This is a genomic window from Glycomyces sp. TRM65418 (genome assembly GCF_019710475.1).
GTDB lineage: Bacteria > Actinomycetota > Actinomycetes > Mycobacteriales > Micromonosporaceae > Glycomyces.
Genome location: NZ_JAJFAX010000001.1, coordinates 922,357 through 948,053 on the forward strand (window position 1 = coordinate 922,357; position 25,697 = coordinate 948,053).

The window sequence follows — 25,697 nt, forward strand, 5'->3', positions numbered from 1 at the left end:
GGCGTTCATTCATGCTGCGGCCCGGTCGTTCCCGGGCTCAGTCGTTCAAGAGCTCAGTCGTTCAAGAACTCAGTCCAGCAGGTCGTCGATCCCCACGGTCAGCCCCGGGCGCTTGACGACCTCGCGGACCGCCAGGATCACACCCGGCATGAACGAGGCCCGGTCGAGCGAGTCGTGGCTGATCGCGAAGCGCTCGCCAGGACCGCCGAAGCGGACCTCCTGGCTCGCGACGTACCCGGCCGAGCGGATCGCGTGGATGCGCACCCCCTCGACCTCCGCGCCGCGCGCGCCCTGCGGGTCCGCTTCGGTCGCGTCCGGCATGCCCGGCAGGTCGGCCTCGGCCCGCGCCGCGGCGATCAGCCGCGCGGTGTGCACGGCCGTCCCCGACGGCGCGTCCACTTTGCGCGGGTGGTGCGCCTCGATGATCTCGGCCGAGTCGAAGTGCTTGGCGGCCTTCGCGGCGAACTGCATCATCAGCACCGCGCCGATCCCGAAGTTCGGGGCGATGACCGACCCGACCTCCGGGTCCGCGGCGATGATCTCGCGGGCGGTCTCCAGACGCTTCGCGTCGAAGCCCGAGACGCCGACCACGGTGTGGATGCCGCGGTCCACGCACCACGCGAGGTTCTCCATGACCACGTCCGGCAGCGTGAAGTCCACGGCCACGTCGACGCCTTCGAGCTTGTCGAGCGGCTCGTCGCGACCCACCGTCGCGACCAGCTCCAGGTCCTCGGCGGCGTCGACCGCCTCGCACACGGCCCGGCCCATGCGGCCCCGGGCGCCGAGCACACCCACCTTGATCATGCGAAATCCTCCTGGTCGAACGGCCCCACGGCCACGGTCGTCATCGGCTGCGCCAGGATCTCGGCGGCCACGGCGCGGATCTGCTCCGCGGTCACCGCCTCGATGTCGGCCAGCTCCCGCTCCAGGCTCAGATGCTCGCCGTAGAGCAGCTCGGCCCGGCCCAGCGCGTTCATGCGCGAACCGGAGTCCTCCATGGACAGCACCATGCCGCCCCGGCTCATGCCCTTGCCGCGCCGCAGCTCCTCGTCGGTGACGCCCTCGGCGGCCACCTTCGCGAGCTCGGCGAACACCAGTTCACGGACCTGCGGGACCTTGTCCGGGTTGCACCCGGCGTAGACCCCGAACATGCCCGTGTCGGCGTAGTACGACGTGAACGAGTACACCGTGTACGCCAGGCCGCGCCGCTCGCGCACCGTCTGGAACAGCCGCGAGGACATGCCGCCGCCGAGGATGTTGTTGAGCACCTCGAAGGCGTCCTTGCGGTCGTCGTGCCGCGCGAACGCGCGGCAGCCGACCACCAGGTGCGCCTGCTCGGTGTCGTGGCGCTCCACCAGCAGCGGCACGGGCTCGGGCAGCGGCTCGTCGTCGTGGCGGCGCGGCCGCGGCACGCCCGCGCCGCCCAGCATCGGCGCGAACGCCTCGCTGACGAGCTTCACGGTCTCGCCGTGGTCGACCCCGCCCGCGGCGCACACCGTCAGGTTCGGCGCCTGATAGTGCCGCCGGTAGAAGTCGTAGATCTGCGGACGCGTGAGCGCCCGCACCGTGGCCGGGTCGCCGGCGATGTCCCGGCCCAGCGGCCCGTCGCCGAACAGCGCCCGCGCGAACAGCTCGTGCACCACATCGGACGGTTCGTCGGCGGACGCGGCGATCTCTTCCAGGATCACCTCGCGTTCGACCTCCACGTCGTCGGGGGTCACCAGCGAGGAGCACATGGCGTCGCCGAGCACGTCGACCGCCATGGGCAGGTCGTCGTCGAGCACCCGCGCGTAGAAGCACGTCAGCTCCCGCGCGGTGTACGCGTTGGACTCCCCGCCGACGGCCTCGATGGCCTCGGCGATGTCCGTGGCCGAACGCTTCGCGGTCCCCTTGAACAGCAGGTGCTCCAGGAAGTGCGAGACGCCGGCGAGTTCGGGGGTCTCGTCGCGGGCCCCCACGCCGACCCACACGCCCACCGAGGCGGAGCGCATGGTCGGGACGGATTCGGTGAGCACACGCAAACCGCCGGGCAGCACGGTCAGTCGGACCGTGCCGCCCAGCGGATCGTCGATGAGCGTGTGAGTCTGGGCTCGACTCATCTACTCTTCCGAGCCTCCACCGTCTTCGGAGCGACGGGTGCGGCGGCGGCGGCGCTCGCCGTCGCTCGAACCGCCGCGGTCGCCGCCGGAACGCTCGCGGTCGCCGCCGCCGGAAGCGGAGCGCTCGCCGCGCTCGCCGCCGCCGGAACGCTCGCGGTCGCGGCGCGGGCCGCGGTCACCGCGGTCGCCCCGGTCCCCGCGGGACTCCTTGCGCTCGGCCGGACGGCCCTTCTTGTACCCCTCGGGCTCCTGGCCCTCCGGGTACACCTTGTCCAGGTAGATCTTGCCGCGGTTGTCGATGTCGCCGATCTCGACCTCGACCTTGTCGCCGACGCTCAGCACGTCCTCGACCCGCTCGACGCGCTTGCCGTCGCCGACCTTCGAGATGTGCAGGAGCCCGTCGCGGCCCGGCGTCAGCGAGATGAACGCGCCGAAGTCGGTGGTCTTGACGACCGTGCCCAGGAACCGGTCCCCCACGTTCGGGAGGGTCGGGTTCGCGATGGCGTTGATCGTCTCGACCGCGGCCTGCGCGGCCTCGCCGTTCTCCGCCGACACGTAGATCGTGCCGTCGTCCTCGACGGTGATGTCCGCGCCCGTGTCGTCCTGGATCTGGTTGATCGTCTGGCCCTTCGGGCCGATGATCGCGCCGATCTTGTCCACGGGGATCTTCAGGGTGGTGATCCGCGGAGCGGTCGCCGCCAGCTCGCCCGGCTCCGAGATGGCCTCGAGCATGACGTCGAGGATCGCGTGGCGGGCGTCGTTGGCCTGCTGGAGCGCGTGCGCCAGCACGTCCGACGGGAGCCCGTCGAGCTTCGTGTCCAGCTGCAGGGCCGTCACGAACTCGGACGTCCCGGCGACCTTGAAGTCCATGTCGCCGTAAGCGTCCTCGGCGCCGAGGATGTCGGTCAGCGTGACGTACTTGGTCTCGCCGTCGACCTCCTCGGAGATGAGGCCCATCGCGATGCCCGCGACAGGGGCCTTGATCGGCACGCCGGCGGCCATGAGCGACATCGTGGACGCGCAGACCGAGCCCATCGAGGTCGAACCGTTCGACGCGAGCGCCTCGGAGACCTGGCGGATCGCGTACGGGAACTCCTCGCGGCCCGGCAGCACCGGGACCAGGGCGCGCTCGGCGAGCGCGCCGTGGCCGATCTCGCGGCGCTTCGGGGAGCCCACGCGACCGGTCTCACCGGTCGAGTACGGCGGGAAGTTGTAGTTGTGCATGTAGCGCTTCTTGCTGACCGGCGACAGCGTGTCGATGGCCTGCTCCATGCGCAGCATGTTCAGCGTGGTGACGCCCATGATCTGGGTCTCGCCGCGCTCGAACAGGGCCGAGCCGTGCACGCGCGGGAGGATCCCGGCCTCGGCCGCGAGCGGCCGGATGTCCACCGGGGAGCGGCCGTCGATGCGGACGCCCTCGCCGATGACGCGCTTGCGGACCAGCTTCTTGGTGAGCGAGCGCAGCGAGGCGGCCAGCTCCCCTTCGCGGCCTTCGAAGTCCGCGCCGAGCTTCTCGAGCATGACCTGCTTGACGCGGTCGAGCTCGTTCTGGCGGTCGGTCTTGTCGGCGATCTGCAGCGCCTGGTCGAGCTCGGCCGAGACGGCCGACTCGACGGCGGCGAACGCGTCGTCCTGGTAGTCCAGGAAGCGCGGGTAGTCGGCGACCGGCTTGGCGGCGACGGCGGCCAGTTCGGCCTGGGCGCGGACCAGCTCGGCGATGACCGGCTTGACGGCCTCCAGGCCGTTCGCGACGACCTCTTCGGTCGGCTTGGTGCCGCCGGCCTCGATGAGGCTGATCGTGTTGTCGGTGGCCTCGGCCTCGACCATCATGATCGCGACGTCGCCCGACTCCAGCACGCGGCCGGTGACGACCATGTCGAAGGTGGCCTTGGCGATCTGCTCCAGGGTCGGGAACGCGACCCAGGCGCCCTCGATGAGGACGATCCGCGTCGAGCCCAGCGGGCCCGAGAACGGCAGCCCGGCGAGCTGCGTCGACATGGAGGCGCCGTTCATGGCGACCACGTCGTACTCGTCGCGCGCGTCCACGGAGAGGATCGTGCCGATGACCTGGACCTCGTTGCGCAGGCCCGACACGAAGGACGGGCGCAGGCCGCGGTCGATCAGGCGGCAGGTGAGGATCGCGTTCTCGCTGGGGCGGCCCTCGCGGCGGAAGAACGAGCCGGGAATGCGCCCGGCGGCGTACATCCGCTCCTCGATGTCCACGGTCAGCGGGAAGAAGTCGAAGTGGTCCTTCGGGTTCTTCGAGGCGGCCGTGGTCGACAGGACCACGGTGTCGTCCATCTGGACGATCGCGGAGCCCTGGGCCAGCTTGGCCAGGCGGCCGGTGCTGAAGACGATCTCGCGGGTGCCGAAGGCGCCGTTGTCGATGACGGCGGTGGCGTGGTGCTCCCCGAGGTTGAAGGCCTCGGGTGTCCGTTGGTTATCGGACATAGAGTGTCGATCTCCTTTTGCAGTCGCTAGGTACTGCGTAGTACGGAAAGCGCCGCTCGCCTACGCGCTTTCCGGTCTTCGATCGAAGCACTCGGAAGCCCGTCCCCGCTTCGCGCGGGGCGTTCCGGATGCCACTACCGAGGACCGGGGCGGTCTCTGGCGAGCCGCGCCGCGCCTCTGCGAGGCGCTGCGGTCGAGCGTGGTGCTCGACGCCAAGCCTACGTTACCCGCCCGACGCTGCGGCGCGGGCGAAGGAAAAGTGAGCCGTGATAGACGCGAAGAGGGAAGCGTCGGGGCCGCGTACGACGAAGGGAGCGGCCCGTTCGGGCCGCTCCCTTCGCAAGTCTCAGCTAGGCGTTGTCACGGATGCCGAGGCGCTCGATGAGGCCGCGGTAACGCGTGATGTCTTCCTTCTTCAGGTACTTGAGGAGACGGCGACGCTTGCCGACCAGGAGGAGCAGGCCACGACGCGAGTGGTGGTCGTGCTTGTGCTCCTGGACGTGAGCGGTCAGCTCCTTGATGCGCGCGGTCAGGATCGCGACCTGGACGTCGGTGGAACCCGAGTCGCCCTCACTGGTCGCGTACTCCTTGATGATCGCGGCCTTCTTCTCAGCGTCGAGCGCCATGTTCGAACACCCTTTCTGTAATGCGGCCAGTCCGCGGTGTCGGGCAGACTGGTCGATCGAATGACCTGCCCAGGTTAACAGGGGCGTTACTCCAGCTCCAAGGCCCGGCGGGTGTCTGCGACATCCGTCTCGATCTGCTTGATCAGCGGTTCGATCCCCGCGAAGGCGACCTGGCCGCGCAGGCGCGCGGTGAAGTCGAGGCGGACCCGCTCGCCGTAGAGATCGCCGTCGAAGTCGAGCAGGTAGGCCTCCACTGTGCGATCCCGGCCCTCGAAGGTCGGGTTCGTGCCGACGCTGATCGCGGCCGCGTGCCGGTGCGAGTCGTGGTGGAACCAGCCCGCGTAGACGCCGTCGGCCGGGATCGCCGTGCCCGGCGCCCATTCGATGTTCGCCGTCGGGAAGCCCAGGGCCGTCCCGCCGCGCCCGGCCCCGTGGACCACGGTGCCCTCGATGCCGAAGTCCCGGCCGAGCACGTCGGCCGCGCCCGCGACGTCGCCCTCGGCGAGCAGGCGCCGCACGCGGGTCGACGAGAAGGCCTCCTTCGGCGGCGCCGGCGAGCCGTCGAGGGGCGCGGCGTCCGCGCTGAGCGTCTGCGGCAGGACCTCGAAGCCGAACGCCTCCCCCAGTTCCGCGAGGCGCTCGACGTCCCCGGCGGCCTTGTGGCCGAACCGGAAGTTCTCCCCCACGACCACGGCGGTCGCGTGCAGGCCTTCGACGAGCACGTGCCTGACGAAGTAATCGGGACTGAGCTGCGAGAGCTCCTCGGTGAACGGCAGCACGCACACCGCGTCGACGCCGAGCGCCCCGAGCAGCTCGATCCGCCGCTCCACGCTCGTCAGCTGCGCCGGCACCGCGTGCGGGGCGACCACGGCGGTCGGGTGCGGGTCGAAGGTCACCACGACACTGCGCGCCTCGCGTTCGGCGGCGGCCTTCGCGGCGGTGCGGACGAGCGCGGCGTGGCCGCGGTGCACGCCGTCGAACACGCCGATGGCGACGACGGAGGCGGGCCAGCCCTCAGGGGTCGCGTCTATTCCACGCCAGGTTTCCACGGCCACGATCTTGCCACTCCGGCGAGCGGGACGACAGCCCGATGGGGCCGCAGTGATGTGGCCGCATCCCGTGCCGCGGTGAGCACCGGTCCAGTGGATCCGCTCGGGCGCTAGAGCATCATCGACTCGTCCGCGTTCCCGCCCGACGCGAAGAGGATCAGCATCAGCACCCCGACGCCCACGGTCAGCAGGAGCCCGACCAGCAGCCAGCCGGTCCCGTCCGGCTCGGCCTCGCGCAGTCGGCGCTCGCCGAGCGCCTCGGCGCGCTCGGGTCCTTTTCGGTCATGCTCCTCCGCGAGCGCGGGATTGGCGAACGGGGGGAACTGTTCGGGCAGTTCTTCAGCAGCGCTGGCGCTCATGGCGACTCCTGACGGCGGGTTCCGGTGGGGATCTCCATTAATTGTCGAGAGATCGTCGGGTATCCGACGCCGGTTTCGCGGAAACCACCTGACAACACCGGCATTTCGGCTTAGAGGGGAATGACACCGCGGTGACCGTCCGCCCGCGGCGAACCTCGCCGAGCCGCCGAAACGGCTGCCGATTCACGGCGGAGATGGGATCTTCGAGGGCACCACGACGGATTGGAGTAGCACCATGCATCGCAGCGCTCTCGCCATGGCCGCCGCGGGGGCGGTCCTGGCGACCCTGACCGTTTCCGCTTCCGTTCCGGCCGCCGACACCGCGGCGATCGGATGCGTCCGCTCCGGCGACTACACCGTCTGCCGGACCGATCCGGGAGGCGGCGAGGACACGACGATCGTCGCCGAGGTCGTCCGTCACGTCGGCACGGCCCAGGAGGGCGACACCGTCCGGGCGGCGTTCTTCCAGCTGACCCTCGAGGAGCAGGTCGCGCCGGTCACGGAGGTCCTGGTGGAAGCCCAAGGGCGCGGCGCGGACGTCGGCGTCGTCGTCGGACGGGGCGAGAGCGAGCCCGACGCGAGCGCCGCGGCGGTCGCGAAGCTCGAAGACGCCGGCGTGACCGTCAGGGAATGCGAGGGCGCGTGCCTGCCGACGCCCTCCGGCGAGGGCCGCGGGCCGCATCACAACCGGTTCTTCCTCATCGACCGGGGCGGGGAGCCGACGGTCCTCGTGACGAGCTTCAATTTCAAAGGGGCGCATGCGGAGCAGGCGCACAACCTGCTCGGCGTCCACAGCGATCGGGAGCTGTTCGACTTCTACCGGGGCTTCTGGGACCGGCTCCACCGAGGCGAGTGGGACGGCTGGGGCCCGGAGGACCGGCACGCCGCGACCGATCGGGCCCGGGCGTGGGTGTTCCCGCGCACCGGCGACCCGATCGTGCAGGGGCTCGAGCAGATCACCGGCTGCGAGCAGGGCGACCGGGTCCTGGTGGGCCACGCGAACTTCCAGTCGAACCGGCCGGCGGTGCGCGACCAGCTCGACCGGGTCCAGGGGCTCGGATGCCAGGTGCGGGTCGTGCTGACCGATAAGGACGAGAACGCTCCGGCCTGGATCGAGCGGGCGCTGGGCGACGCGAACGTGCGGATCCACGGGGCGCACCGCAACAAGTTCATCGTCGTGGAGGCGCAGTTCGGGGACCGGCGCCAGGCCCTGGTGTGGACCGGCACGCACAACCTGACCGCGAACTCGCTGCAGCAGACCGACGACAACATCCTCCAGGTCGCCGACCAGGAGGTCGCGGAGCTGTACGCGCAGTTCTTCCAGCGGTTGTGGCAGGGCGCGCGCTGACGCGGGACGGGGAGGGGCCGAGCGGCCCCTCCCCGTCTGCGTGTTCGTCCGGTGCTCAGCCCTTGACCGAGCCTGCGAGCAGCCCGCGCACGAAGTAGCGCTGGAGCAGCAGGAAGACCACGAGCGGCACGATGATCGCGATGAAGGCCGCGGCGGGAAGCCGCGTCCAGCCGAAGCCCCAGGTCCCGGCCATGTCGCCGAGGACGGCGGTGAGCGGCCGGGTGGCCTCGCCGGGGGCGAAGGTGCGGCCGACGAGGAAGTCGTTCCACACCCACAGGAACTGGAAGATCGCGATGGACGCCAGCGCCGGGGTCACCAGCGGCAGGACCACCTTGCGGAATATCTGCGAGTGGGTCGCGCCGTCGATGCGGGCGGCCTCCATGACGTCTCCGGGAAGCTCGCGCATGAAGTTGTGCAGCAGGAAGATCGCCAGTGGGAGGCCGAAGATCGAGTGCGCGATCCAGACTTGCACGATCGTGTAGACGCCGTCGAGGTCCCATGCGGGCATGAGCGTGAAGTCGCCGATGTGCAGGCCGCGGCTGAAGATGGACAGCAGCGGGATGAGCGCCATCTGGAGCGGGACGACCTGGAGGGCGAAGATGCCGATGTACAGGGCGTTCCGACCCCGGAAGTTGATCCACGACAGGGCGTAGGCGGCCAGCGCGGCGAACGTGACCGGCACGAGCACGCCGATGATCGTGATGACGACCGTGTTGATCAGGTTGACGAAGAGCCCGCCGCCCTGGGAGTCCGAGTAGAGGACGTAGTTGTAGTTGTAGAGGCTGATCTCGGGATCGGTGAAGAAGGTCCACCACCCGGAGGTGCGGATCTCCTGGTCGGGCCGCAGCGAGTTGATGAACAGCCCGAAGGTGGGAATCGTCCACAGTACGGCGATGAGGAGGGCGACGACGCTGGCGACCCGGCTGGACAGCATCCGGCGCAGGCGGTCGCCGCGGGTCTCGCCGATGCGTGCGGCCTGCTCGCGTGCTGCGGCGGTCATCGGGCCTCCAGTTCTTGGCGCCGCATGTTGCGCACCTGGTAGATGACGACGGGGACGACGAGCAGGAACAGCAGCACGGCCAGGGTGGCGCCGCGGCCGTCGTTGTTGAGGCGGAAGGCCTGCTCGACCATGTTGTGGGCGAGGACGTCGGTGCCGTAATGGCCTTGGGTCATGGCGCGCACGATGTCGAAGAGCTTGAGCGTGGCGATGAAGACGGTGACGGCGACGACGACGATGGCCGAGCGGATCGAGGGGACCGTGATGTTCCAGAAGATCTGCGCGGGTTTGGCGCCGTCGATGCGTGCGGCCTCGATCATCTCGATCGGCACGCCCTTGAGCGCGGCGGAGAGGACCACGGTGGCGAAGCCGACCTCGATCCAGATGAGGACGACCATGAGCAGGAAGTTGTTCATGGGGAACTCGGTGAGCCAGTTGACCGGCTGGAGCCCGAGGCCGCGGAGCACCGCGTTGAGCAGGCCGATCTGGTTCTCGCCGGTGCCGCTGTACTGGTAGACGAACTTCCAGATGATGGAGGCGCCCACGAAGGAGATGCCCATGGGGAGGAAGACCAGGGCCTTGTAGACGCGCTCCCCGGTCCGGCCGTCGATGAGGACGGCGTAGACGAGGCCGAGCGCGGTCGACAGCAGCGGGACGACGATGATCCACAGTGCGGTGTTGATGAGGATCTGCAGGGCGTCGGGGTCGCTGACGGCCCAGGCGTAGTTCCGCAGGCCGACGAACTCGTCGCCCTCAGATCCGAAGAAGGACATGGCGAAGGTGCGCACGGCCGGGTAGACCAGGCCGACGAGCAGGAAGAGCACGGCCGGCGCGAGGAATACGGTGGCGACCGCTCGGTTGCGGTCGCGTCGGGAGGCCAGTTCGGCGAGTCCGTAGAGGGCCATGAGGATCGCGACGAAGGCGATCAGGCCCACGGCGAGGAGGCCGAACCGATCGAGATAGGCGGAGATGTCCACGTTTGAGTGACTCCAGTCGTCTGTGCCAATGTACGGCTCGCGAGCGTCACCGAGGGGGCAATGGGCCGAGCGGGGCCTGACCGGCCCCGCTCGGCTTCTCGATTGCTACACGGGTCTGCTACACGGGCCGGATCCTACGGCCAGGAGGCTTCGATGTCGTCGGCCATCTGCTGGGCGGTCTTGTCGCCGCTGACCCACTGGACCACGCCGGTCCAGAAGGCGGAGGCGCCGACTTCACCCGGCATGAGGTCGGAGCCGTCGAAGCGGACGGTGACCTCGGGGTCGATCAGGATCTCGGTCGCGAACTGGTTGATCGGCGTGGTGGCGTTGGACGGGTCGACGCCCTGGTGGGCGGTGCTCCACGGGCCGGTCTGGAGACGGGCGTTGTGGTAGAGCTCCGAGGCCAGGAACTGGCGGACCATCTCGGTGGACTCGGAGTCGTCGAACGCGGCCACGAACTCGCCGCCGACGAGCATGGTGTTGTCGGTGTCGTTGGTCTCCGGGAAGCGGAACGCGAAGACGTCGCCGTCCTCGGCCACGTTGGTGCCCTCGGGCCACATGGCGCCGTAGAAGGACGCCTGGCGGTGCAGCGCGCAGCCGCCGTCGAGGATCGGGTAACCGGCCTCCTGGAAGGCGGTGGCGCTGATGGTGTCGGTGCCGCCGTAGACGTACTCGTCGTTGGTGAGGATCGTGCCGGCCTTCTCGATGGCGGTGACGATCTGCGGGTCGTTGAACGGGATCTCGTGGTTGACCCACTGGTCGTACAGGTCGGTGCTCTCGCGGAGGACGATGTCCTCGATCCAGTCGGTGCCCGGCCAGCCGGTGGCGCCGCCGGACTCGAAGCCGACGCACCAGGGCTGGATGCCGTCCGCGACCATCTGGTCGGAGAGGGCGATCAGCTCGTCCCACGTGGCCGGGACCTCGTAGCCGTTGTCGGCGAAGTAGCCCGGCGAGTACCAGATGAACGACTTCGCGTTCGACGAGTGCGGGGCCGCGTAGAGCGTGCCGTCGATGGTGGCGTAGTTGAGCCAGTCCTCGGACCAGCCTTCGGTGGCGAGCGCGCTGACCTCTTCGGAGGCCGGCACCAGGTCGGCGGCGAAGGCGGACATGAGGCCCGGCTGCGGGAACAGCGCGATGTCGGGGGCGTTGCCGCCGTCGACGCGGATCGCCATGTCGGCTTCGAACTCGCCGGTGCCCTCGTATTCGATCTTGGCGCCCGTGCAGGATTCGAAGTAGCTCCAGGCCTCCATCATCTCGTCGGCCTCGGTGTCCCGGATAGAGCCCAGAATCGTGACGGTCTCGCCTTCGAGGTCGCCGTACTGCTCGTAGTTGGCGCAGTCGGTGGCGTCGTCCGGGACCGCGCCGCGGTCCTCGCCTTCGTCCTCGGGTGCGCCGCACGCCGCCGCGGCGAGCGCGATCGCACTGGCGGCAGCCGCAAGGCAGGAGATTCTTCGTGTCTTGCTCATCGGGGTTTCCCTCTCTTCGCTGGTTCCGTGCTCCGGACGAGTCCGACTGCCTCCCTGCCCCGACCCTGCGCGGAACCGCTCTCACCGGTTCCGCCCCTGGTGGGACTGCCTCACCCGCCTTGGAGCAACGCTGGCAATGGTGCTCTGGGTAACACTCAATGTCAAGTGTGCATTGCCGAATCGTTACTGGTTGGCATTGGATCGATATCTCTCGGCACCGATGTCATGGGAGCGATACCAATGACGTATCATTCCGGGGCCCGGCAACTCGTTTCCGTCCGCGTCTGCGACGCCTGCTCGCGGACGCACCGCCGAGAAAGGTGTCATCCGATGACGCAGCTGACCTTCCCCGAGGGCTTCCTGTGGGGAACCGCCACGGCCTCCTATCAGATCGAGGGCGCTGTCAGCGAGGACGGACGGGGTCCCTCGATCTGGGACACGTTCGCCGACACGCCGGGCAAGACCTGGCGCGGCCAGACGGGCCGCGTCGCCTGCGACCACTACCACCGCGTCGACGAGGACATCGCGCTGATGACCTCGCTCGGCGTCGACACCTACCGGTTCTCGATCGCCTGGCCGCGCATCCAGCCCGACGGCACCGGACCGGTCAACCTCCGGGGCCTCGACTTCTACGACCGGCTCGTCGACAAGCTGGTCGCCGCCGGCATCAAGCCGATGCCGACGCTCTACCACTGGGACCTGCCGCAGGGCTTCGAGGACCGCGGGGGCTGGCCCGAGCGCGAGACCGCCGAGCGCTTCGGCGACTACGCCGCGATCGTCGGCGCGCGCCTGGCCGACCGCGTCCACACCTGGTGGACCCTGAACGAGCCGTGGTGCTCGGCCTTCCTCGGCTACGGCAACGGCCACCACGCGCCGGGCCGCACCGAGCCGGTCGCGGCGCTCGCCGCGGCCCACCACCTCAACCTCGCCCACGGCCTCGCCGTGCAGGCGCTGCGCACCGCCGGGGCCGGGCAGATCTCGATCGCGCTCAACCCGACCCAGTGCCGCGGCGACGAGGAGGCCGTGCGGATCGTCGACGGGCTCGCGAACCGGGTCTTCTTCGACCCGATCCTCAAGGGCGAATATCCCGCCGAGATGATGGAGCGGACCGCGCACCACACCGACTGGTCCTTCGTGCGGGAAGGCGACCTCGACCGGATCCACCAGCCGATCGACCTGCTCGGGATCAACTACTACAACCCGACCTGGCTGCGGATGAACCCGGACGCGCCCGAGTCGGACGTGCAGCCCGGTTCGGCCGGCATCGAGACATGGACCCCCGAGGAGCTGCCGGTCACCGACATGGGCTGGCCGATCGAGGCGTCCGGCCTGACGGACCTGCTCGTGCGCATCCACAAGGACTACGGCGTGCCGACCATGGTCACCGAGAACGGCGCGGCCTATCCGACCGGCCCCGGCGAGGACGGCGAGGTGGACGACGTCGAGCGCGTCGCCTACCTGCGCGGGCACATCGCCGCGGTCCACGACGCGATCGAGGCCGGCGCGGACGTGCGCGGCTACACCGCCTGGTCCCTCATGGACAACTTCGAGTGGGCCTTCGGCTACGACAAGCGCTTCGGCCTCGTCCACGTCGACTACACCACCCAGCGGCGCACCCCGAAGGCCAGCGCCGGGTTCTACGCCGACGTCATCGCGAAGCACGGCCTGGAGCGGTAACGCCAGCGCGGCCCGGAGCCCGCGCACCGCGCGCTCCGGGTCGGCGGCGCGCATGACCGCGCCCATGACCGCGACCCCGGCCGCACCCGCCTCCCGTGCGGCCCGGGCCCGGTCGGGGCCCTGCACGCCGCCGAGCGCGTACACCGGGACCGGGCTCGCCGCGCACACCTCACCGAGCGCGGCGAGCCCGATCGCCGGCCCGTAGCCGGGCTTCGACTCGCTGGCCCAGACGGGCGAGTACGTGCAGTAGTCGAGGCCGGGGTCGATCGGCTCCCCGGCGTGGACGGAGCGCCCCAGCAGCGCCGGACGAGGCTCCGGCACCGGGAACCGCGCCGAGAGGTGCGCGGCGGCGACGGGTTCGAGCGGATCGGCCACGATGAGCAGGCCCCCGGCGGCGTCGAGCAGCGGCCGCAGCGCTGCGGCCAGCATGGACCGCTCCTCCCACGGCAGGTGCTTGTCGCGCAGCACGAGCGCGAACGGCCCGCCGCGCAGCGCGAGCGCCACCTGCGCGGCCGGCGGCCTGGGGCACCGCGGAAGGTCTGAGACGACGAGCAGCCGGTGTTCCACGCCCCGACCCTAGCCGCGAGCGGCCGGTGGGGCGGAAGTTCCCTTGCGCCCGGCTCACCGTTGCCTCCCGGTTTTAACGCTTATGTATCGTTCCACGTCCTGAACTTGCGTAATTCACGACACAGGTGCGAAACTTCATTGGATGAACATCGGCGATCAAATCAACGTGCTGCGCACCGAAGGGGAGCGGATCGCTGTCGCTGGTGGGGAACTCGCGCTCAACGCGGGCGTGCCCACCTGCCCGGGCTGGAACGTCAAGGACCTCTTGACCCACATCGGGACCGTCCATCGATGGGCGGCGGCGATCGTGGGCGAAGCGTTGCCTTACGATCCACGGAAACAGGACTTCCAGCGTCTGGTGGGGCCCTACCCCCACGACGACCTGCTGGTCGACTGGGTCCGCGAAGGGCTCCTGCGGCTCGTGGCCACCCTGGAATCCGCACCCAGCGGACTCCAGTGCTGGCAGATGTTCCCCTCCGAGTCCGCGCGCCGCTTCTGGGTCCGCAGGCAGGCCCACGAGACCACCATCCACCGCGTCGACGCCGAACAGGCCCGAGGCGACGAGATATCACCGGTCGGCCCCGAATTCGCGGCCGACGGCATCGACGAGCTGCTGCTGGGCTTCCACGGCAGGCCGTCGAGCCGGGTGCGGGCGCTGCGTCCGTCAGTGCTCCACATCCACGCCACCGATCTGCCGCCGGGACGCGGCGACTGGTACATCCACCCCACCGACACGGGCCCGCTCGTGACGTTCAGCGAGGTCGAGACCCCGCACTGCGTCATCGAGGGCCCGGTGGAGCTGCTGTACCTGGCGCTGTGGAACCGACTGCCGTTCGACGACCTGTCCGTCCAAGGAGACCCGGCACTGCTCCACTTGTGGCGCAATTACTCCGCGGTCCGATGGGTCGATCCCGTAGACGTATGACTGATGCTGACACACCGCGACTGGAGCGCAACAGTATGAAGCCGCAGCTGAACGACCACTGAACATCCGAATTGTCCGCCCTGAACCGTGCAGGGCGCCTCAGGCGCTCTGCACCGCCCCGTGGACGTCGTGGCGCTCGACGGCGCACCGGTTCCGCCGAAACCGGTTCGGGAACTCGTAAGCTCACCAACGTGAACCAGGCCTTCGTGAAGCACAGTCATGCCGTTCCGAACGACGCCGTCCCCCGCGCCGCACTGTGGATCCTGGTCCCGGCCGCGGCCCTGACGGTCCTCGGGCTGATCCTCCTGTGGCCCCAGGGGGTCGAGGACGCCACCGCCCCCGACGCCTTCGGCACCGAGGTGGACGGCCACGTCCTCTCCGTGCACGAGACCGAATGCGACGAGGCGGACCCGGCGCTCAACGAGCAGCTCCAGGCCACCGTCTGCGGCGACGTGGTCGTCCGGATCACCAGCGGCGAGCAGTCCGGCGAGGAGACCGTCGTCGACATCCCGACCGGCCCGGGCGCGCCGGTGGTCGAGCCCGGCGACGACGTCATCCTCATCTACACGCCCGACTCGGTCTCCGGCCAGCAGTACCACATCATCGACCACGACCGGGCCGGCGCGCTGTGGGCGCTCGCGGTCGCGTTCGCGCTCGCGGTGGTCGCGTTCGGCCGCTGGAAGGGCCTGCGGTCCCTCGCCGCCCTGAGCGTGACCTTCGCGGTGGTGCTCCTGTTCATGGTGCCGGCGATCCTCGACGGGTCCTCGCCGATCCTCGTGGCGGTCGTCGGCTCGGCGGCGATCATGCTCGTGTCCCTCTACCTGGGCCACGGCTGGAACCGGACCACGACCGTGGCCGTCGTGGGGACGCTCGCGTCCCTGGTCGTCACCGTGCTGCTGGCCGAGGCGGCCGTGCGGCTCACGATGCTCAACGGGGTCCTGGACGAGAACACCACCAACCTGGCGCTCCAGTACCCGATCGACATGTCCGGGCTGCTCCTGGCGGGCATCCTCATCGGCTCGCTCGGCGTCATCGACGACGTGACGATCTCGCAGGCGGCCACGGTCGACGAGGTCGCCAAGGCCAACCCGAAGTGGGGCTCGGCGCGCCTGTTCACCTCGGGCATGCGGGTCGGCCGCGACCACCTCACCTCGGTCGTGAACACGCTCGTGCTCGCGTACGCGGGCGCGTCGCTGCCGCTGCTGGTCCTCATCGCCGCCGCGAACCGGCCCCTGGAGCAGGTGCTCACGAGCCAGACCATCGCCACCGAGATCGTGCGGTCCGTCGCCGGCACGCTCGGCCTCATCGCCGCCGTCCCCATCACCACGTGGCTCGCCGCATACCTGGCGCGCCGGCGACCGAAGCCGAAGGGCCCCAAGGAGAAGGAACCGAAGCGCCCCCGGCCCGAACCCGACGCGGTGGCCTCGTGGGACGAGGACGAGTCCCCGTACCCGCCCTCGCACCTGCGCTAGAAGCGCTCGGCCGCGACCATGAGCTTCCGGGCGGCCTGGTGCAGCGCCTGGAGCACCGTCATCACCGCCGGGCGGCCCGTCGAGGCCGTCCGGTGGACCACGTAGACCTCGCGGCCGGGCATGTCCTCGGCGATCCGGCGCACCGCCACGTCCCGGCGCTCGGCCGCGGCCATCCACGGCGCGACCGTGACCCCGAGGCCCTTGGCGACCAGCGTCAGGATCGTGTCGAGCCCCTCGAACTCCGAGACCGGCGCGCTGATGCCCTCGGCCCGCCACAGCCGCGCCAGCGCCATCCGCGAGGGCTCCCCCTCCGGGGACGCGATCCACGACTCCCCCGCGAGCTCGTGCGCCGACACGACCTCCTTGGAGGCCAGCGGATGCCGCGCCGGCAGGGCCGCCACGAGCGGGTCGTCCACGAGGTGGTGGAACGTCAGCGGCCCGGCGGTGGCGGGGCGGCGCCGACCCGACCAGTCGTCGATGAGGGCCAGGTCGATCTCGCCCGAGCGCACGCGCGCCAGCGACTCGGAGACGGTGAGCTGCTGGCGCAGCACCATCGTGAGCTCGGGGTAGCGGCGCAGGCGCCGGACGATCGGCCCGGCGAGCGCCACGGCGACCGTGGGGAACGCGGTGAGCGTGACCCGGCCGCGCGGTTCGCCCGACTCGGCGGCGAGGTCGGTCTCGGCCGCGTCGATGGCCTCCATGATCCGGGCGGTGTGGGCGACGAGGCGGCGGCCCGCGTCGGTCAGCTGCGCGGACCGGGCGGTGCGTTCGAGGAGGGACACGCCGGTCTCCTTCTCCAAGGCGGCCAACTGCTGTGAGACCGCCGAGGCGGTCTGGCCGGTCGCGGCGGCAGTGGCGGCTATCGATCCCTGGGCGGCGAATTCGTAGAGGAGCCGCAGGCGGCGCACATCGAGCATAAGGAAATCTTATCCTCGGCGAAAGGTAGAAATACTTGTTTTGATGCTCGATTCAGGGAACTCTGACTCCGACCACGACCGTCCGACAAGGAGTCACCGTGACCGTCTCCGCCACCCTCGCCGTCAATGAGGCCATCGCCGCCCGTCGAGCCGCCGGGCAGGAGGTGCTCGCGCTCGGCTTCGGGGAGGCCGGCATCCCCGTGCACCCCCTGCTGTCGCAGCGGCTCGCTCAAGCCGCCCCCGCGACCGCCTACGGACCCGTCGCGGGGATCGCCCCGGCCCGCGAGGCCGCCGCCGGGTACTGGACCCGGCGCGGCCTGCGGACCGACGCCGCGAACGTGCTGCTCGGGCCCGGGTCCAAGCCGCTGCTGTTCGCCCTGCTGCACGCCGCCGGGGGCGACGTGGTGCTGCCGAAGCCCGCGTGGGTCTCGTACGCGGCCCAGTCGGAACTGCTCGGCCGCGAGCCGATCCGGGTCCCCGTGCCGCCCGGGGAGGGCGGCGTGCCGGACGCCGCGGCCATGGACGCGGCGGTGCGCGAGGCCCGCGCGGCGGGCCGCGACCCGCGGGTCGTGGTGGTCACGCTGCCGGACAACCCGACCGGGCGGCTGGCGTCCGAGGCCTCGGTGAAGGCCGTGTCCGAAGCGGCCCGGGAGCTGGATCTGCTCATCGTGGCCGACGAGATCTACCGCGACCTCGTCTTCGAGACCGGCGCCCCGTTCCCCTCCCCCGCCTCGTGGGCGCCCGAGCGGACGGTGACGACCACGGCGCTGTCCAAGAACTACGCGCTCGGCGGCTGGCGGATCGGCGCGGCCCGGTTCCCCGACTCCGAGCTCGGCGCGCGCCTGCGGGACTCGGTGCGCGGCATCGCCTCCGAGCTCTGGTCGTCGACGCCGATGCCGATGCAGCACGCGGCCGCGTACGCCTGGTCCGACCCGGACGTGCTGATCGACCGGTTGGCGGCGGCGCGGCGGCTGCACGGCGCGGTCGCGCATGCGGTCGCCGCGGTCTTCGCGGACGTCGGCTGCGCGGTGCCGGCCCCGCAGGGCGCGTTCTACGTGTGGCCGGACTTCGCGCCCCTGCGGGAGGCCCTGGCCGAGTCCCGAGGCGTCCGCAACGGCGAGGACCTGGCCCGGCTGCTGCTGGACGAGTACGGGGTCGCGGTGCTCCCGGGGTCCGCGTTCGGTGACGATCCCGCGTCCCTCACGGTCCGCGTCGCGGTGCCCGGCCTCTACGGCGAGTCCGACTCCGAGCGCCTGGCGGCGCTCGTCTCGGACGAGCCGTTGGAGATGCCGTGGATCGCGGCGTCCTTGGAGCGGTTGCGGAGCAAGCTCGAGGCCCTGCTCGCGGAGTGAGCTCGGGTGCGGTGGAGCCGGCGGCGGGGCCTCGCGCCCCGCCGCCGGCTAACGCCACTGCTCGTAGAGGGCGATGACCGCGTACACGCAGGCCACCACCACGAGGAGGGCGAGACTGAGGAACATCACGCCGACGAAGCGCTGGATCTCGAGTTCGCGTCCTTCCTTGACGGGCCCTCTCCAGCGGCCGTAGCGCCAGTGGTCCCGGCTGTGCTGATCGTCGGGGACGTCCTGCAGGAGCGACTGGAGTTCGGCGAGGCTCTGGGCCTGTTCGGCCAGCCGCCGCCGCAGTCGGTACTCCCGGGTGTCGATCATGCCCTTGCGCCGGGCCCTGGCGAGACGGTCGAGGGCGATGCGCTTGTCGGCCCTGGAGGCCTTGGCGGCGTATGCGTCCATGACGTGCTCCCACCTGTGCTGTCTCCATCATGACAGAGACGAAGGATCGATACGTTCCCCGTTTGCGCAGGTCGTACACATTGAACACGCTCACGCACCACGGTGCACAGCAGCCCCTTCCGGCGGACACGCCGACGAGGGCCGCCTCGGGCGGCCCTCGGGTTCGGCGTCAGGCGGTCAGTCGAGGAGGAGGTCGGAGACCGCTCGCGCCAGGTCGGTGTCCTTGGCGGACACCTTGTTCCCGGCGGAGTGGGTCGTGACGGAGACGCGGAGCTGGTCGTAGTTGATCGTCAGGTCCGCGTGGTGGCCCTGCCGCTCGTTGAGGTGTCCGACGGCGACCGCGGCGGCGAGGGCCTGGAGGTGGCCTCCGCAGCTCCAGGTCCGTTCCAGGCGGTCGCCGACATGGCTCCACCCGGGCAGGTCCGACAGGGCCAGTTCGATCTCGGCTTCGGTCAAGGGTTGATCGCTCATCCCCCGATTCTGTCAGTCCCCTCGCGCCGCGTCTCGCGCTAGCGCTAGCGCTCCTCGATGAGCGTGACTTCGCCGGTGTCGAGGTCGTAGGCCGCGCCGACGACGAGGACCCCGCCGAGGCTTTCGCGGCGGCTCAGGTCGGCGACGGTGCGGCGCACGTGGAGGCGCATCGCGTGCGAGGCGACGTCCTCGCCTTCCTCCGTCTCGTCGAGCGCCTGGGACGCGGGCTGCCACAGCTGCTGGACCAGGTAACCGGGGTCCGTGGCCCCCTGCTTGACGGCGCTGACCGCCGCGTTGACCGCGCCGCACCGCTCGTGGCCGAGGACGACGACGAGGGAGGCGCCGAGCTCGGCGGCGCCGAACTCCAGGGACTCGATCGCGGCCCGGTCGGGCACGTGCCCGGCGGTGCGCACCACGAGGATCTGACCGAAGTCGCAGTCGAAGACGGTCTCGGGCGGCACTCGGGAGTCGATGCAGGTGAAGACGGCGGCGAAAGGCCGCTGCCCGGGCGCGGCCTCACGGGCGGCGGCGATGTCGCGCTGGTAGCGGGGCTCGCCGGCGACGAACCGGCCGTTGCCTTCGAGCATGCCGGCGAGCGCGGCGCCGGCCTGGTGTCGCTCGACGAGCGAGGAAGCGGTCAAATCTGGCACGCACTGAATGGTGCCGTACGATCGGCGCCGCCGCAAGCGCGACCGGCGGACCGACACGCACCTTTTACACACCGCACGTTACCGTTCCGAGATGTGCCGGTCATTTACCAGGACTTGCTGCTCGCACAAGCGAACTTTATGATGAACGTGAACTACCGCAACGGTTCTCACCAGTGGGTTCAAGTCCCGATCCGCGGGCGTGCCGTGGAGCCGTCCGGCCCCGCCGCCTGGCTGCGCTGGCGAACCGTCGCTCAACGCCGTCCATCGATCCAGTGGAGGAACCGGTGCGCACCTATGGCGAGGGCTGCCCGGCGGCCCATGCGCTCGACATCGTCGGCGAGCGCTGGTCGCTCCTCATCGTCCGCGAACTGCTCCTGGGACCCAAGCGTTTCACCGATCTCCGCGCCGGCCTCCACGGGGCCAGCGCGAACGTGCTGTCGCAGCGGCTGCGCGAACTCGAGTCGCACGGCGTGGTCTCCAAGCGCCGCCTCCCGCCGCCGGCCGCCTCGAAGGTCTACGAGCTCACCGAATGGGGCCGCGACCTCGAACCGGTGATCGTGTACCTCCTGCGCTGGGGCGCCCGGTCGGCGGCGATCCCGCTCGACGCGCCGATGGGCGCCGACGCGCTCATCCTGTCGATGCGGAGCCTCTTCATCCCCGTGGCGGCGCAGGGCTTCGACGCGGCGTTCGAGCTGTGGGTCGGCGACCGGCCCTTCATCGCGGAGATCATCGACGCGCAGCTGATCCTCGCCCCCGGCCGGCCCGAGCACCCGCACGCGGTCATCCGCACCGACGCCGAGACCCTCAAGCGCCTCACCCTGGGCGGGCGCAGCCTCGACGTGTCGCTGCACGCCGGGCGCGTCACCGTCCAAGGCGACCAGGCGATGGCCGAGCGGTTCCTCGGCATGTTCCGCCTGCCGGAGCCGGCCCCGGCCTCGACGGGCACGGCCCCCGCCGGCATGTGAGCCCCGATCAGCGGATCTCACCGGCGTCGTCGGAGGGCGCGGCGGTCGGCGGTGAGCACGTGCCCCGGCGGGTGGGTGCTCGCGACCGGCGGCTTCGCCCGGACCACGGTCTCCTGCAGGGTCATGCCGCAGGCCTCGGACACCGGGACGTCCGCGAACGCGACGCGGTCGCCGAACGCCTCCGCGAGGCCCGGGAGATCGACGCGGCCCTGGCGATCGACCCGCACCGGGAACCGTGACCGGTCGAGCGACGGATGCGGCCCCAGTCGTCCCATCCCTACAGTGGGGTCCACACCCACCGTAGAAAGCAGGGACGACATGCACGCGATCCGCCACCACGAATTCGGCGGCCCCGAGGTCCTCGTGTACGAGGAGGTCCCCGAGCCGGTCCCCGGCCCCGGGCAGCTCCGCATCGCGACGCGCGCCGCCGGAGTCCACCTCCTCGACACCACCTTCCGCAGCGGGGATCCGAAGGGCCCCTATCCGCTGCCGGACCTGCCGATGATCCCCGGCCGCGAAGCCGCCGGCGTCGTCGACGCCGTCGGCGAGGGCGTCCCCGACTCGTGGATCGGCAAACGCGTCGTGGCCCACCTCGGATTCGCCTCGGGCGGCTACGCCGAGAAGGCCGTCCGCGAGGTCGAGCACGTGCACGAACTCCCCGACGACGTGGACTTCGCCGCGGCCGTGGCCATGATCGGCACCGGCCGCACCACGCTCATGGCGCTCGCGGTCGGCCCGGTCGCCGCCGACGACGTCGTGATCGTCCCGGCCGCCGCCGGGGGCATCGGCACCCTCCTCGTGCAGGCCGCCAAGAACGCCGGGGCGCATGTGATCGGCCTCGCGGGCGGACCCGAGAAGGTCGGGCAGGTCGCCGCCAACGGCGCCGACGCGGCGATCGACTACCAGGCCGCGGACTGGACCGCCGTCCTGGACCGGGCCCTCGAAGGCCGCCAGGCGACCCTCCTGTTCGACTCCGTCGGCGGCGAGACCGGCCGGGCCGCCTTCGACCGGCTCGGCCCCGGCGGCCGCATGATCGTCTTCGGCTGGTCCGCCGGGAAGCCCACCGAGGCCACCGTCGAGGACATCGTCGACCGCGGCCTCACCGTCTCGGGCGCGCTCGGGCCGCACCTCCTGGCGAAACTCGGCGGCCTCAGGACCTTGGAGGAGCGCTCGCTCGCCGAACTCGCGGCCGGGAACCTGCGACCGGCCGTGCACGCCTTCGAACTGTCCGAAGCCGCCGAAGCCCATCGCGCCCTGGAGCACCGGGGCACGACGGGCAAGGTGGTCCTCGTCCCCTAAGAGGCGGTGACCAGTTCGGCGGTCTCGACGCTCGGCACGACGACCGTGGCGGTGTGCGCCCGCGCCAGCGGGACCGACAGGGCCAGACCGGCCAGCGCCAGACCGACGCCGACGAGGATCGGCGCGGTCAGGCTCAGCCCGGCCGAGAGCGCGAGACCGCCGAGCCACGCACCGTTCGCGTTCGCCAGGTTGAACGCCGCGTGGTGCAGCGACGACGCCAGCGACGGCGCCTGACGGGCGCCGTCCAGCAGCAGCCGCTGCATGACCGGGCCCACCAGCGACGACGAGGCGGCCATGACGAACACGCCGCCGATCGCCAGCGCCGGGTTCGACATCGAGAAGAACATCATGAGCATCACGGCCGCGATCGTGGAGAACGCGGCGAACAGCCCCTGGATCGGAGCCCTGTCGGCGACCTGGCCGCCGACGACGTTCCCGAGGGTCAGGCCCACGCCGAACACCGCGAGCGTGATCGCGACGGCGACCGGGCCCAGGCCGGTGACGTCCTCGAGGATCGGCGTCAGGTAGGTGTAGGCCGCGAACATGCCGCCGAACCCGACCGCGCCGGTGACGAGCGGCAGCAGCACTCGCTTGGAGCGGATCGCGCGGATCTCGTCGGCGGCCTTGGTCGGCACGATGACGCCCCGGGTGTCGGGCACCGTCAGCCAGATCGCGACCGCGGCCACGACGCCCAGCGCCGCGACGGCGCCGAAGATCCAGCGCCACGAGAAGTGGCCGATGAGCAGGGCGCTCACCGGGACACCGACGATCGTGGCCACGGTGAGGCCCGACATGATCCCCGAGATCGCACGGGCGCGACGCTCATAGGACACCAGGCTCGCGCCGACGACCGCCGCGGCGCCGAAGAACGCGCCGTGCGGCAGACCGGCGACGAACCGGGACGCCAGCAGCGAGGCGAAGTCGGGGGCCAGCGCGGTGGCGAGGTTCGCGACCGCGAACGCCCCCATGAGCGCGATGAGCAGCGGCTTGCGAGGCACGCGGGTGGTGGCGACGGTCAGCAGCGGGGCGCCGAGGACGACGCCGATCGCATAAGCGGACACGGCGAGGCCGGCTTCGGCGAGCGAGATGCCCGAGGAGGCGGCCATCTGGGGCAGGATCCCCATGATGACGAACTCGGCGGTACCGATGCCGAACGCGCCGATGGACATGGCGAACAGAGGCATGCGCATGGAAAGCAGCTCCGGAAGGAAATTAGGAGGGGGAGGACGCTGAGGCTGTCACCGGCTGCGTCCTTGCCTTACCGGTCGCTGTTCAAGATCGGGCGGCTCGCGCCGCCGGATCAAGCATAAGAACACTCGCCGCCCGAGTAAAAGTCCCGACGCCGAATTCCGGCGTGATTCCGATCGCCGTCCCCTCACGCCCCGCGCACCGGGTCCTCCACCGTGACCGCCGTCAACGCCGCCAACGAGGCGAATGCCTCCGCCGTAGGCGAACCCGGCTCCGGCACATGGATTATGAGCCGCAACGCCGTCCCCGGCACCTCGAGCACCTGACACTCGAACTCCAGCGCCCCGAACTCCTCATGCTCCACCCGCTTCTTCTGGACGCGCCGCACCGCCACCTGATGGTCCGCCCACATCTCCCCGAATTCCGGACTCTCCCGCAGCAGCTCCTCCACCAGCCCCCGAAGCTTCACATCCTTCGGGCTCCGCGCGAGCGAAGCCCGCAGATCGGCCACGCAGTCCCGCAGGAACGCCACCGTCTCCGGTTCGGCCAGCAGGTGCGACGCGAGCGGCCCTGTGAAACTGGTGCGCAGCATGTTCCGCTCCTCGGAGCCGAGGCGGCTCAGATACCCCATCAAACGATCGGCCGAGGCGTTCCACGCGACCACGTCGTAACACGCGTCGATCGCGAAGGCGGGAAAATCGTCCAGCCCGGCCAGCAGAGTCCGGATCGTCGGCGGCACCTCACGGTTCGATTCCGACTCGGGCAGCTCGTCGAGAAGATGGAACAGGTGCGCGCGCTGGTCGCGATCGAGCATCAGCGCCCGCGCGAGCGCGCCGAGCACCTGCCGCGACGGTTTCGGCCCCCGAGCCTGCTCGAGCCGGATGTAGTACTCCACCGAGATCCCCGCGAGCTGCGCGACCTCCTGACGCCGCAGCCCCGGCGTCCGGCGCCGCGGCCCCTCCGGAAGCCCGACGTCCCCCGGCCGGATGGCGGCACGGCGGGACTTGAGGAACTCGGCGAGCTCGATGCGATCCATGCGACCAATCCTCCTCCGTTTCCCGCCCGCGAGCCAGGCACCGGCGGTACCACCATAAAGCGTCCTCTTTGCAGGCCCTCGAACCGCGCGCAAGATCGGTTCATGACCAAGAACATCGCCATCATCACCGGCGCCAACAAAGGCATCGGCATCGAAATCGCCCGCGGACTCGGCAAGCGGGGCCTCACCGTCCTCGTCGGCGCCCGCTCGGCCGAACGCGGTGAAACCGCCGCCGCAACACTCCGTGACGAAGGCCTCGACGCGCACTTCCTCCACCTGGACGTCACCGACGAGACCATCGTCGCCGCCGCGGCGAAGCAGGTCGAGGAGCAGTACGGCAAGCTCGACGTCCTCGTGAACAACGCGGCGATCGCCCTCGCCGACGGGGACTGGAACACCAGCGAACTCACCGTGGCGACCGCCCGCAAGGTCTTCGAGACCAACGTCCTCGGGGTCGTCGCGGTGACCAACGCGTTCCTGCCGCTGATCCGCAAGTCCGATGCCGGCCGGATCGTGAACGTCTCCAGCGAGATCGGCTCCCTCAGCTTCATGACCGACCCGAGCAAGCCGTTCTACACCCAGCAATGCGGCGCCTACGGCGCTTCCAAGTCGGCGCTGAACATGCTGACCGTGTCCTGGTCGAAGGAACTCGAGCCCACCGGCATCAAGATCAACGCCGTGACCCCGGGCTTCACCGCCACGGACCTGAACGGCAACCAGGGCACGCGCCGGCCCGTGGACGCCGCGGCCGTCGCGGTCGACATGGCCCTCATCGGCGACGACGGCCCGAACGGCGGCTTCTTCCACAAAGGCGTCGAGTACCTCGATTCCCCAGTGGTCCCCTGGTAGGCAGCCGGATGCCGGCCTGGTGGGGCCCGAAGAGTTCCCCGGGCCGGCCCGGCGTCTCCGCTCCCGGCATGAACGGCGAATCGAACCTGCGCCTCTACAAGCGCTCGGGCCACACCGCCTGCATGCGATCCCTCGATATCGACCTGGTCCACCTGGAGCAACCTGCGCCGAGCCATCGGCGGCGCGGCGGGCGGCACCGGTGCGCCGGGCACGCCGGACGACCTACGCCCGCGCCAGGACATGAAGAAGGCCCTGCGGCAGCAGGGCCCTTCGTAGGGCAGGCAGGACTTGAACCCGCGACCCAGGGATTATGAGTCCCCTGCTCTGACCAGCTGAGCTACTGCCCCAAGCGCCCAATATCCTCTCACACCCCGTCGCTGCACGGTGGCCCCAGGGGCACGGGCGCGGAGTTCGGTTACCGCAGACCGTGGAAGTCAACGAGATCCGAGTCACGACCCAGGGCGGCCGGGCAGGTCGTGGCAGGACCCGTGACCACACCCGCTCCTGTTCGCGATGGGGCCGCGACCTTCCCGATCGGGCATGGCGATCGGGGGTCGAAAC

The 25,697-nt window shown here is 70.6% G+C and carries 24 protein-coding genes, 1 tRNA gene and 1 pseudogene; 8 read left to right on the top strand and 18 right to left on the bottom strand.

The features are described 5' to 3' along the window. Positions 1-69 precede the first annotated feature (69 nt). From dapB to K3N28_RS04270, 6 genes are all read right to left on the bottom strand, one after another. A complete protein-coding gene (dapB, locus tag K3N28_RS04245; protein WP_228091225.1) occupies positions 70-804 on the bottom strand; it encodes a 4-hydroxy-tetrahydrodipicolinate reductase in 735 nt (244 codons plus the stop codon). Beyond that, positions 801-2,099, bottom strand: a complete 1,299-nt coding sequence (locus tag K3N28_RS04250; protein WP_228091226.1) for a pitrilysin family protein — start codon at positions 2,097-2,099, stop codon at positions 801-803. Before K3N28_RS04250 ends, dapB begins: the two co-directional genes overlap by 4 nt. Next, positions 2,100-4,550 carry a polyribonucleotide nucleotidyltransferase gene (locus K3N28_RS04255; protein WP_228091227.1) on the bottom strand — a complete coding sequence of 817 codons (2,451 nt, stop codon included), beginning with the start codon at positions 4,548-4,550 and terminating at the stop codon, positions 2,100-2,102. A gap of 350 nt (positions 4,551-4,900) precedes the next feature. Further along, the gene (rpsO, locus tag K3N28_RS04260) at positions 4,901-5,176 is read right to left on the bottom strand and encodes a 30S ribosomal protein S15 (RefSeq protein WP_228091228.1); all 276 of its coding nucleotides are present in this window, start codon (positions 5,174-5,176) and stop codon (positions 4,901-4,903) included. A gap of 86 nt (positions 5,177-5,262) precedes the next feature. Then, entirely contained in the window at positions 5,263-6,225 is a 963-nt protein-coding gene (locus K3N28_RS04265) for a bifunctional riboflavin kinase/FAD synthetase (protein ID WP_228091229.1), read from the bottom strand. A 110-nt stretch (positions 6,226-6,335) separates the two neighbouring features. Then, positions 6,336-6,584, bottom strand: coding sequence for a hypothetical protein (locus K3N28_RS04270; RefSeq protein ID WP_228091230.1), 249 nt, complete (start codon positions 6,582-6,584; stop codon positions 6,336-6,338). A gap of 235 nt (positions 6,585-6,819) precedes the next feature. Between K3N28_RS04270 and K3N28_RS04275 the strand changes: the two genes are divergently transcribed. Then, positions 6,820-7,932: a phosphatidylserine/phosphatidylglycerophosphate/cardiolipin synthase family protein gene (locus tag K3N28_RS04275; protein WP_228091231.1), complete on the top strand. Its 1,113-nt coding sequence runs from the start codon at positions 6,820-6,822 to the stop codon at positions 7,930-7,932. A gap of 55 nt (positions 7,933-7,987) precedes the next feature. Here K3N28_RS04275 and K3N28_RS04280 read toward each other — a convergent pair whose 3' ends face one another. From K3N28_RS04280 to K3N28_RS04290, 3 genes are all read right to left on the bottom strand, one after another. Next, entirely contained in the window at positions 7,988-8,932 is a 945-nt protein-coding gene (locus K3N28_RS04280) for a carbohydrate ABC transporter permease (protein ID WP_228091232.1), read from the bottom strand. Then, on the bottom strand, positions 8,929-9,906 hold the full coding sequence (locus K3N28_RS04285) for a carbohydrate ABC transporter permease (RefSeq protein WP_228091233.1): 978 nt from the start codon (positions 9,904-9,906) through the stop codon (positions 8,929-8,931). Before K3N28_RS04285 ends, K3N28_RS04280 begins: the two co-directional genes overlap by 4 nt. A gap of 134 nt (positions 9,907-10,040) precedes the next feature. After that, complete coding sequence (locus K3N28_RS04290) at positions 10,041-11,372, bottom strand: ABC transporter substrate-binding protein (protein WP_228091234.1); 1,332 nt, start codon at positions 11,370-11,372, stop codon at positions 10,041-10,043. 330 nt (positions 11,373-11,702) lie between these two features. Here K3N28_RS04290 and K3N28_RS04295 point away from each other — a divergent pair, with 330 nt between their 5' ends. Further along, positions 11,703-13,049 (top strand): GH1 family beta-glucosidase, encoded by a 1,347-nt coding sequence (locus K3N28_RS04295; protein WP_228091235.1) that lies wholly within the window; start codon positions 11,703-11,705, stop codon positions 13,047-13,049. A gap of 66 nt (positions 13,050-13,115) precedes the next feature. Here the strand turns inward: K3N28_RS04295 and K3N28_RS23475 are convergent. Continuing rightward, positions 13,116-13,616, bottom strand: a pseudogene (locus K3N28_RS23475) (thiamine phosphate synthase); the annotation flags it as partial. A gap of 142 nt (positions 13,617-13,758) precedes the next feature. Here K3N28_RS23475 and K3N28_RS04300 point away from each other — a divergent pair. Further along, the gene (locus K3N28_RS04300; protein ID WP_228091236.1) at positions 13,759-14,541 is read left to right on the top strand and encodes a maleylpyruvate isomerase family mycothiol-dependent enzyme; all 783 of its coding nucleotides are present in this window, start codon (positions 13,759-13,761) and stop codon (positions 14,539-14,541) included. 191 nt (positions 14,542-14,732) lie between these two features. Further along, positions 14,733-16,013: a YibE/F family protein gene (locus tag K3N28_RS04305; RefSeq protein ID WP_228091237.1), complete on the top strand. Its 1,281-nt coding sequence runs from the start codon at positions 14,733-14,735 to the stop codon at positions 16,011-16,013. Here the strand turns inward: K3N28_RS04305 and K3N28_RS04310 are convergent. Beyond that, positions 16,010-16,930 (bottom strand): LysR family transcriptional regulator, encoded by a 921-nt coding sequence (locus K3N28_RS04310; RefSeq protein ID WP_228091238.1) that lies wholly within the window; start codon positions 16,928-16,930, stop codon positions 16,010-16,012. The two genes, K3N28_RS04305 and K3N28_RS04310, sit on opposite strands and share 4 nt — an antisense overlap. A 98-nt stretch (positions 16,931-17,028) precedes the next feature. Here K3N28_RS04310 and K3N28_RS04315 point away from each other — a divergent pair, with 98 nt between their 5' ends. Further along, a complete protein-coding gene (locus K3N28_RS04315; RefSeq protein ID WP_228091239.1) occupies positions 17,029-18,282 on the top strand; it encodes a pyridoxal phosphate-dependent aminotransferase in 1,254 nt (417 codons plus the stop codon). A 48-nt stretch (positions 18,283-18,330) separates the two neighbouring features. Here K3N28_RS04315 and K3N28_RS04320 read toward each other — a convergent pair whose 3' ends face one another. From K3N28_RS04320 to K3N28_RS04330, 3 genes are all read right to left on the bottom strand, one after another. Continuing rightward, entirely contained in the window at positions 18,331-18,678 is a 348-nt protein-coding gene (locus tag K3N28_RS04320) for a DUF1707 domain-containing protein (protein WP_228091240.1), read from the bottom strand. A gap of 177 nt (positions 18,679-18,855) precedes the next feature. Then, the gene (locus K3N28_RS04325; RefSeq protein ID WP_228091241.1) at positions 18,856-19,149 is read right to left on the bottom strand and encodes a 4a-hydroxytetrahydrobiopterin dehydratase; all 294 of its coding nucleotides are present in this window, start codon (positions 19,147-19,149) and stop codon (positions 18,856-18,858) included. Between the two features lie 44 nt (positions 19,150-19,193). Then, positions 19,194-19,799, bottom strand: a complete 606-nt coding sequence (locus K3N28_RS04330; RefSeq protein ID WP_228091242.1) for a carbonic anhydrase — start codon at positions 19,797-19,799, stop codon at positions 19,194-19,196. A 284-nt stretch (positions 19,800-20,083) separates the two neighbouring features. Between K3N28_RS04330 and K3N28_RS04335 the strand changes: the two genes are divergently transcribed. Then, positions 20,084-20,764 carry a helix-turn-helix domain-containing protein gene (locus K3N28_RS04335; RefSeq protein WP_228091243.1) on the top strand — a complete coding sequence of 227 codons (681 nt, stop codon included), beginning with the start codon at positions 20,084-20,086 and terminating at the stop codon, positions 20,762-20,764. Between the two features lie 17 nt (positions 20,765-20,781). Here K3N28_RS04335 and K3N28_RS04340 read toward each other — a convergent pair whose 3' ends face one another. Next, the gene (locus K3N28_RS04340; protein WP_228091244.1) at positions 20,782-21,039 is read right to left on the bottom strand and encodes a D-glutamate cyclase family protein; all 258 of its coding nucleotides are present in this window, start codon (positions 21,037-21,039) and stop codon (positions 20,782-20,784) included. Positions 21,040-21,082: 43 nt separating this feature from the next. On the opposite strand from K3N28_RS04340, the gene K3N28_RS04345 reads away from it, so the two are divergent. Further along, positions 21,083-22,063 carry a zinc-binding dehydrogenase gene (locus K3N28_RS04345; RefSeq protein ID WP_228091245.1) on the top strand — a complete coding sequence of 327 codons (981 nt, stop codon included), beginning with the start codon at positions 21,083-21,085 and terminating at the stop codon, positions 22,061-22,063. Here K3N28_RS04345 and K3N28_RS04350 read toward each other — a convergent pair. Continuing rightward, complete coding sequence (locus K3N28_RS04350) at positions 22,060-23,253, bottom strand: MFS transporter (RefSeq protein ID WP_228091246.1); 1,194 nt, start codon at positions 23,251-23,253, stop codon at positions 22,060-22,062. The genes K3N28_RS04345 and K3N28_RS04350 overlap by 4 nt on opposite strands. Positions 23,254-23,438: 185 nt before the next feature. Next, a complete protein-coding gene (locus tag K3N28_RS04355) occupies positions 23,439-24,287 on the bottom strand; it encodes a helix-turn-helix transcriptional regulator (protein ID WP_228091247.1) in 849 nt (282 codons plus the stop codon). A 102-nt stretch (positions 24,288-24,389) separates the two neighbouring features. On the opposite strand from K3N28_RS04355, the gene K3N28_RS04360 reads away from it, so the two are divergent. Continuing rightward, positions 24,390-25,136, top strand: a complete 747-nt coding sequence (locus tag K3N28_RS04360; protein WP_228091248.1) for an SDR family oxidoreductase — start codon at positions 24,390-24,392, stop codon at positions 25,134-25,136. Positions 25,137-25,409: 273 nt separating this feature from the next. Here K3N28_RS04360 and K3N28_RS04365 read toward each other — a convergent pair. Continuing rightward, positions 25,410-25,483: transfer RNA gene (locus K3N28_RS04365), tRNA-Ile, on the bottom strand. Positions 25,484-25,697: the final 214 nt, after the last annotated feature.

Coding starts and splice junctions, on each gene's coding strand:
- K3N28_RS04350 (WP_228091246.1), bottom strand. CDS start 23,253: ATGCGCATGCCTCTGTTCGCCATGTCCATCGGCGCGTTCGGCATCGGT.
- K3N28_RS04280 (WP_228091232.1), bottom strand. CDS start 8,932: ATGACCGCCGCAGCACGCGAGCAGGCCGCACGCATCGGCGAGACCCGC.
- K3N28_RS04355 (WP_228091247.1), bottom strand. CDS start 24,287: ATGGATCGCATCGAGCTCGCCGAGTTCCTCAAGTCCCGCCGTGCCGCC.
- K3N28_RS04300 (WP_228091236.1), top strand. CDS start 13,759: ATGAACATCGGCGATCAAATCAACGTGCTGCGCACCGAAGGGGAGCGG.
- rpsO (WP_228091228.1), bottom strand. CDS start 5,176: ATGGCGCTCGACGCTGAGAAGAAGGCCGCGATCATCAAGGAGTACGCG.
- K3N28_RS04320 (WP_228091240.1), bottom strand. CDS start 18,678: ATGGACGCATACGCCGCCAAGGCCTCCAGGGCCGACAAGCGCATCGCC.
- K3N28_RS04255 (WP_228091227.1), bottom strand. CDS start 4,550: ATGTCCGATAACCAACGGACACCCGAGGCCTTCAACCTCGGGGAGCAC.
- K3N28_RS04270 (WP_228091230.1), bottom strand. CDS start 6,584: ATGAGCGCCAGCGCTGCTGAAGAACTGCCCGAACAGTTCCCCCCGTTC.
- K3N28_RS04275 (WP_228091231.1), top strand. CDS start 6,820: ATGCATCGCAGCGCTCTCGCCATGGCCGCCGCGGGGGCGGTCCTGGCG.
- dapB (WP_228091225.1), bottom strand. CDS start 804: ATGATCAAGGTGGGTGTGCTCGGCGCCCGGGGCCGCATGGGCCGGGCC.
- K3N28_RS04360 (WP_228091248.1), top strand. CDS start 24,390: ATGACCAAGAACATCGCCATCATCACCGGCGCCAACAAAGGCATCGGC.
- K3N28_RS04345 (WP_228091245.1), top strand. CDS start 21,083: ATGCACGCGATCCGCCACCACGAATTCGGCGGCCCCGAGGTCCTCGTG.
- K3N28_RS04340 (WP_228091244.1), bottom strand. CDS start 21,039: ATGGGACGACTGGGGCCGCATCCGTCGCTCGACCGGTCACGGTTCCCG.
- K3N28_RS04250 (WP_228091226.1), bottom strand. CDS start 2,099: ATGAGTCGAGCCCAGACTCACACGCTCATCGACGATCCGCTGGGCGGC.
- K3N28_RS04295 (WP_228091235.1), top strand. CDS start 11,703: ATGACGCAGCTGACCTTCCCCGAGGGCTTCCTGTGGGGAACCGCCACG.
- K3N28_RS04325 (WP_228091241.1), bottom strand. CDS start 19,149: ATGAGCGATCAACCCTTGACCGAAGCCGAGATCGAACTGGCCCTGTCG.
- K3N28_RS04290 (WP_228091234.1), bottom strand. CDS start 11,372: ATGAGCAAGACACGAAGAATCTCCTGCCTTGCGGCTGCCGCCAGTGCG.
- K3N28_RS04310 (WP_228091238.1), bottom strand. CDS start 16,930: ATGCTCGATGTGCGCCGCCTGCGGCTCCTCTACGAATTCGCCGCCCAG.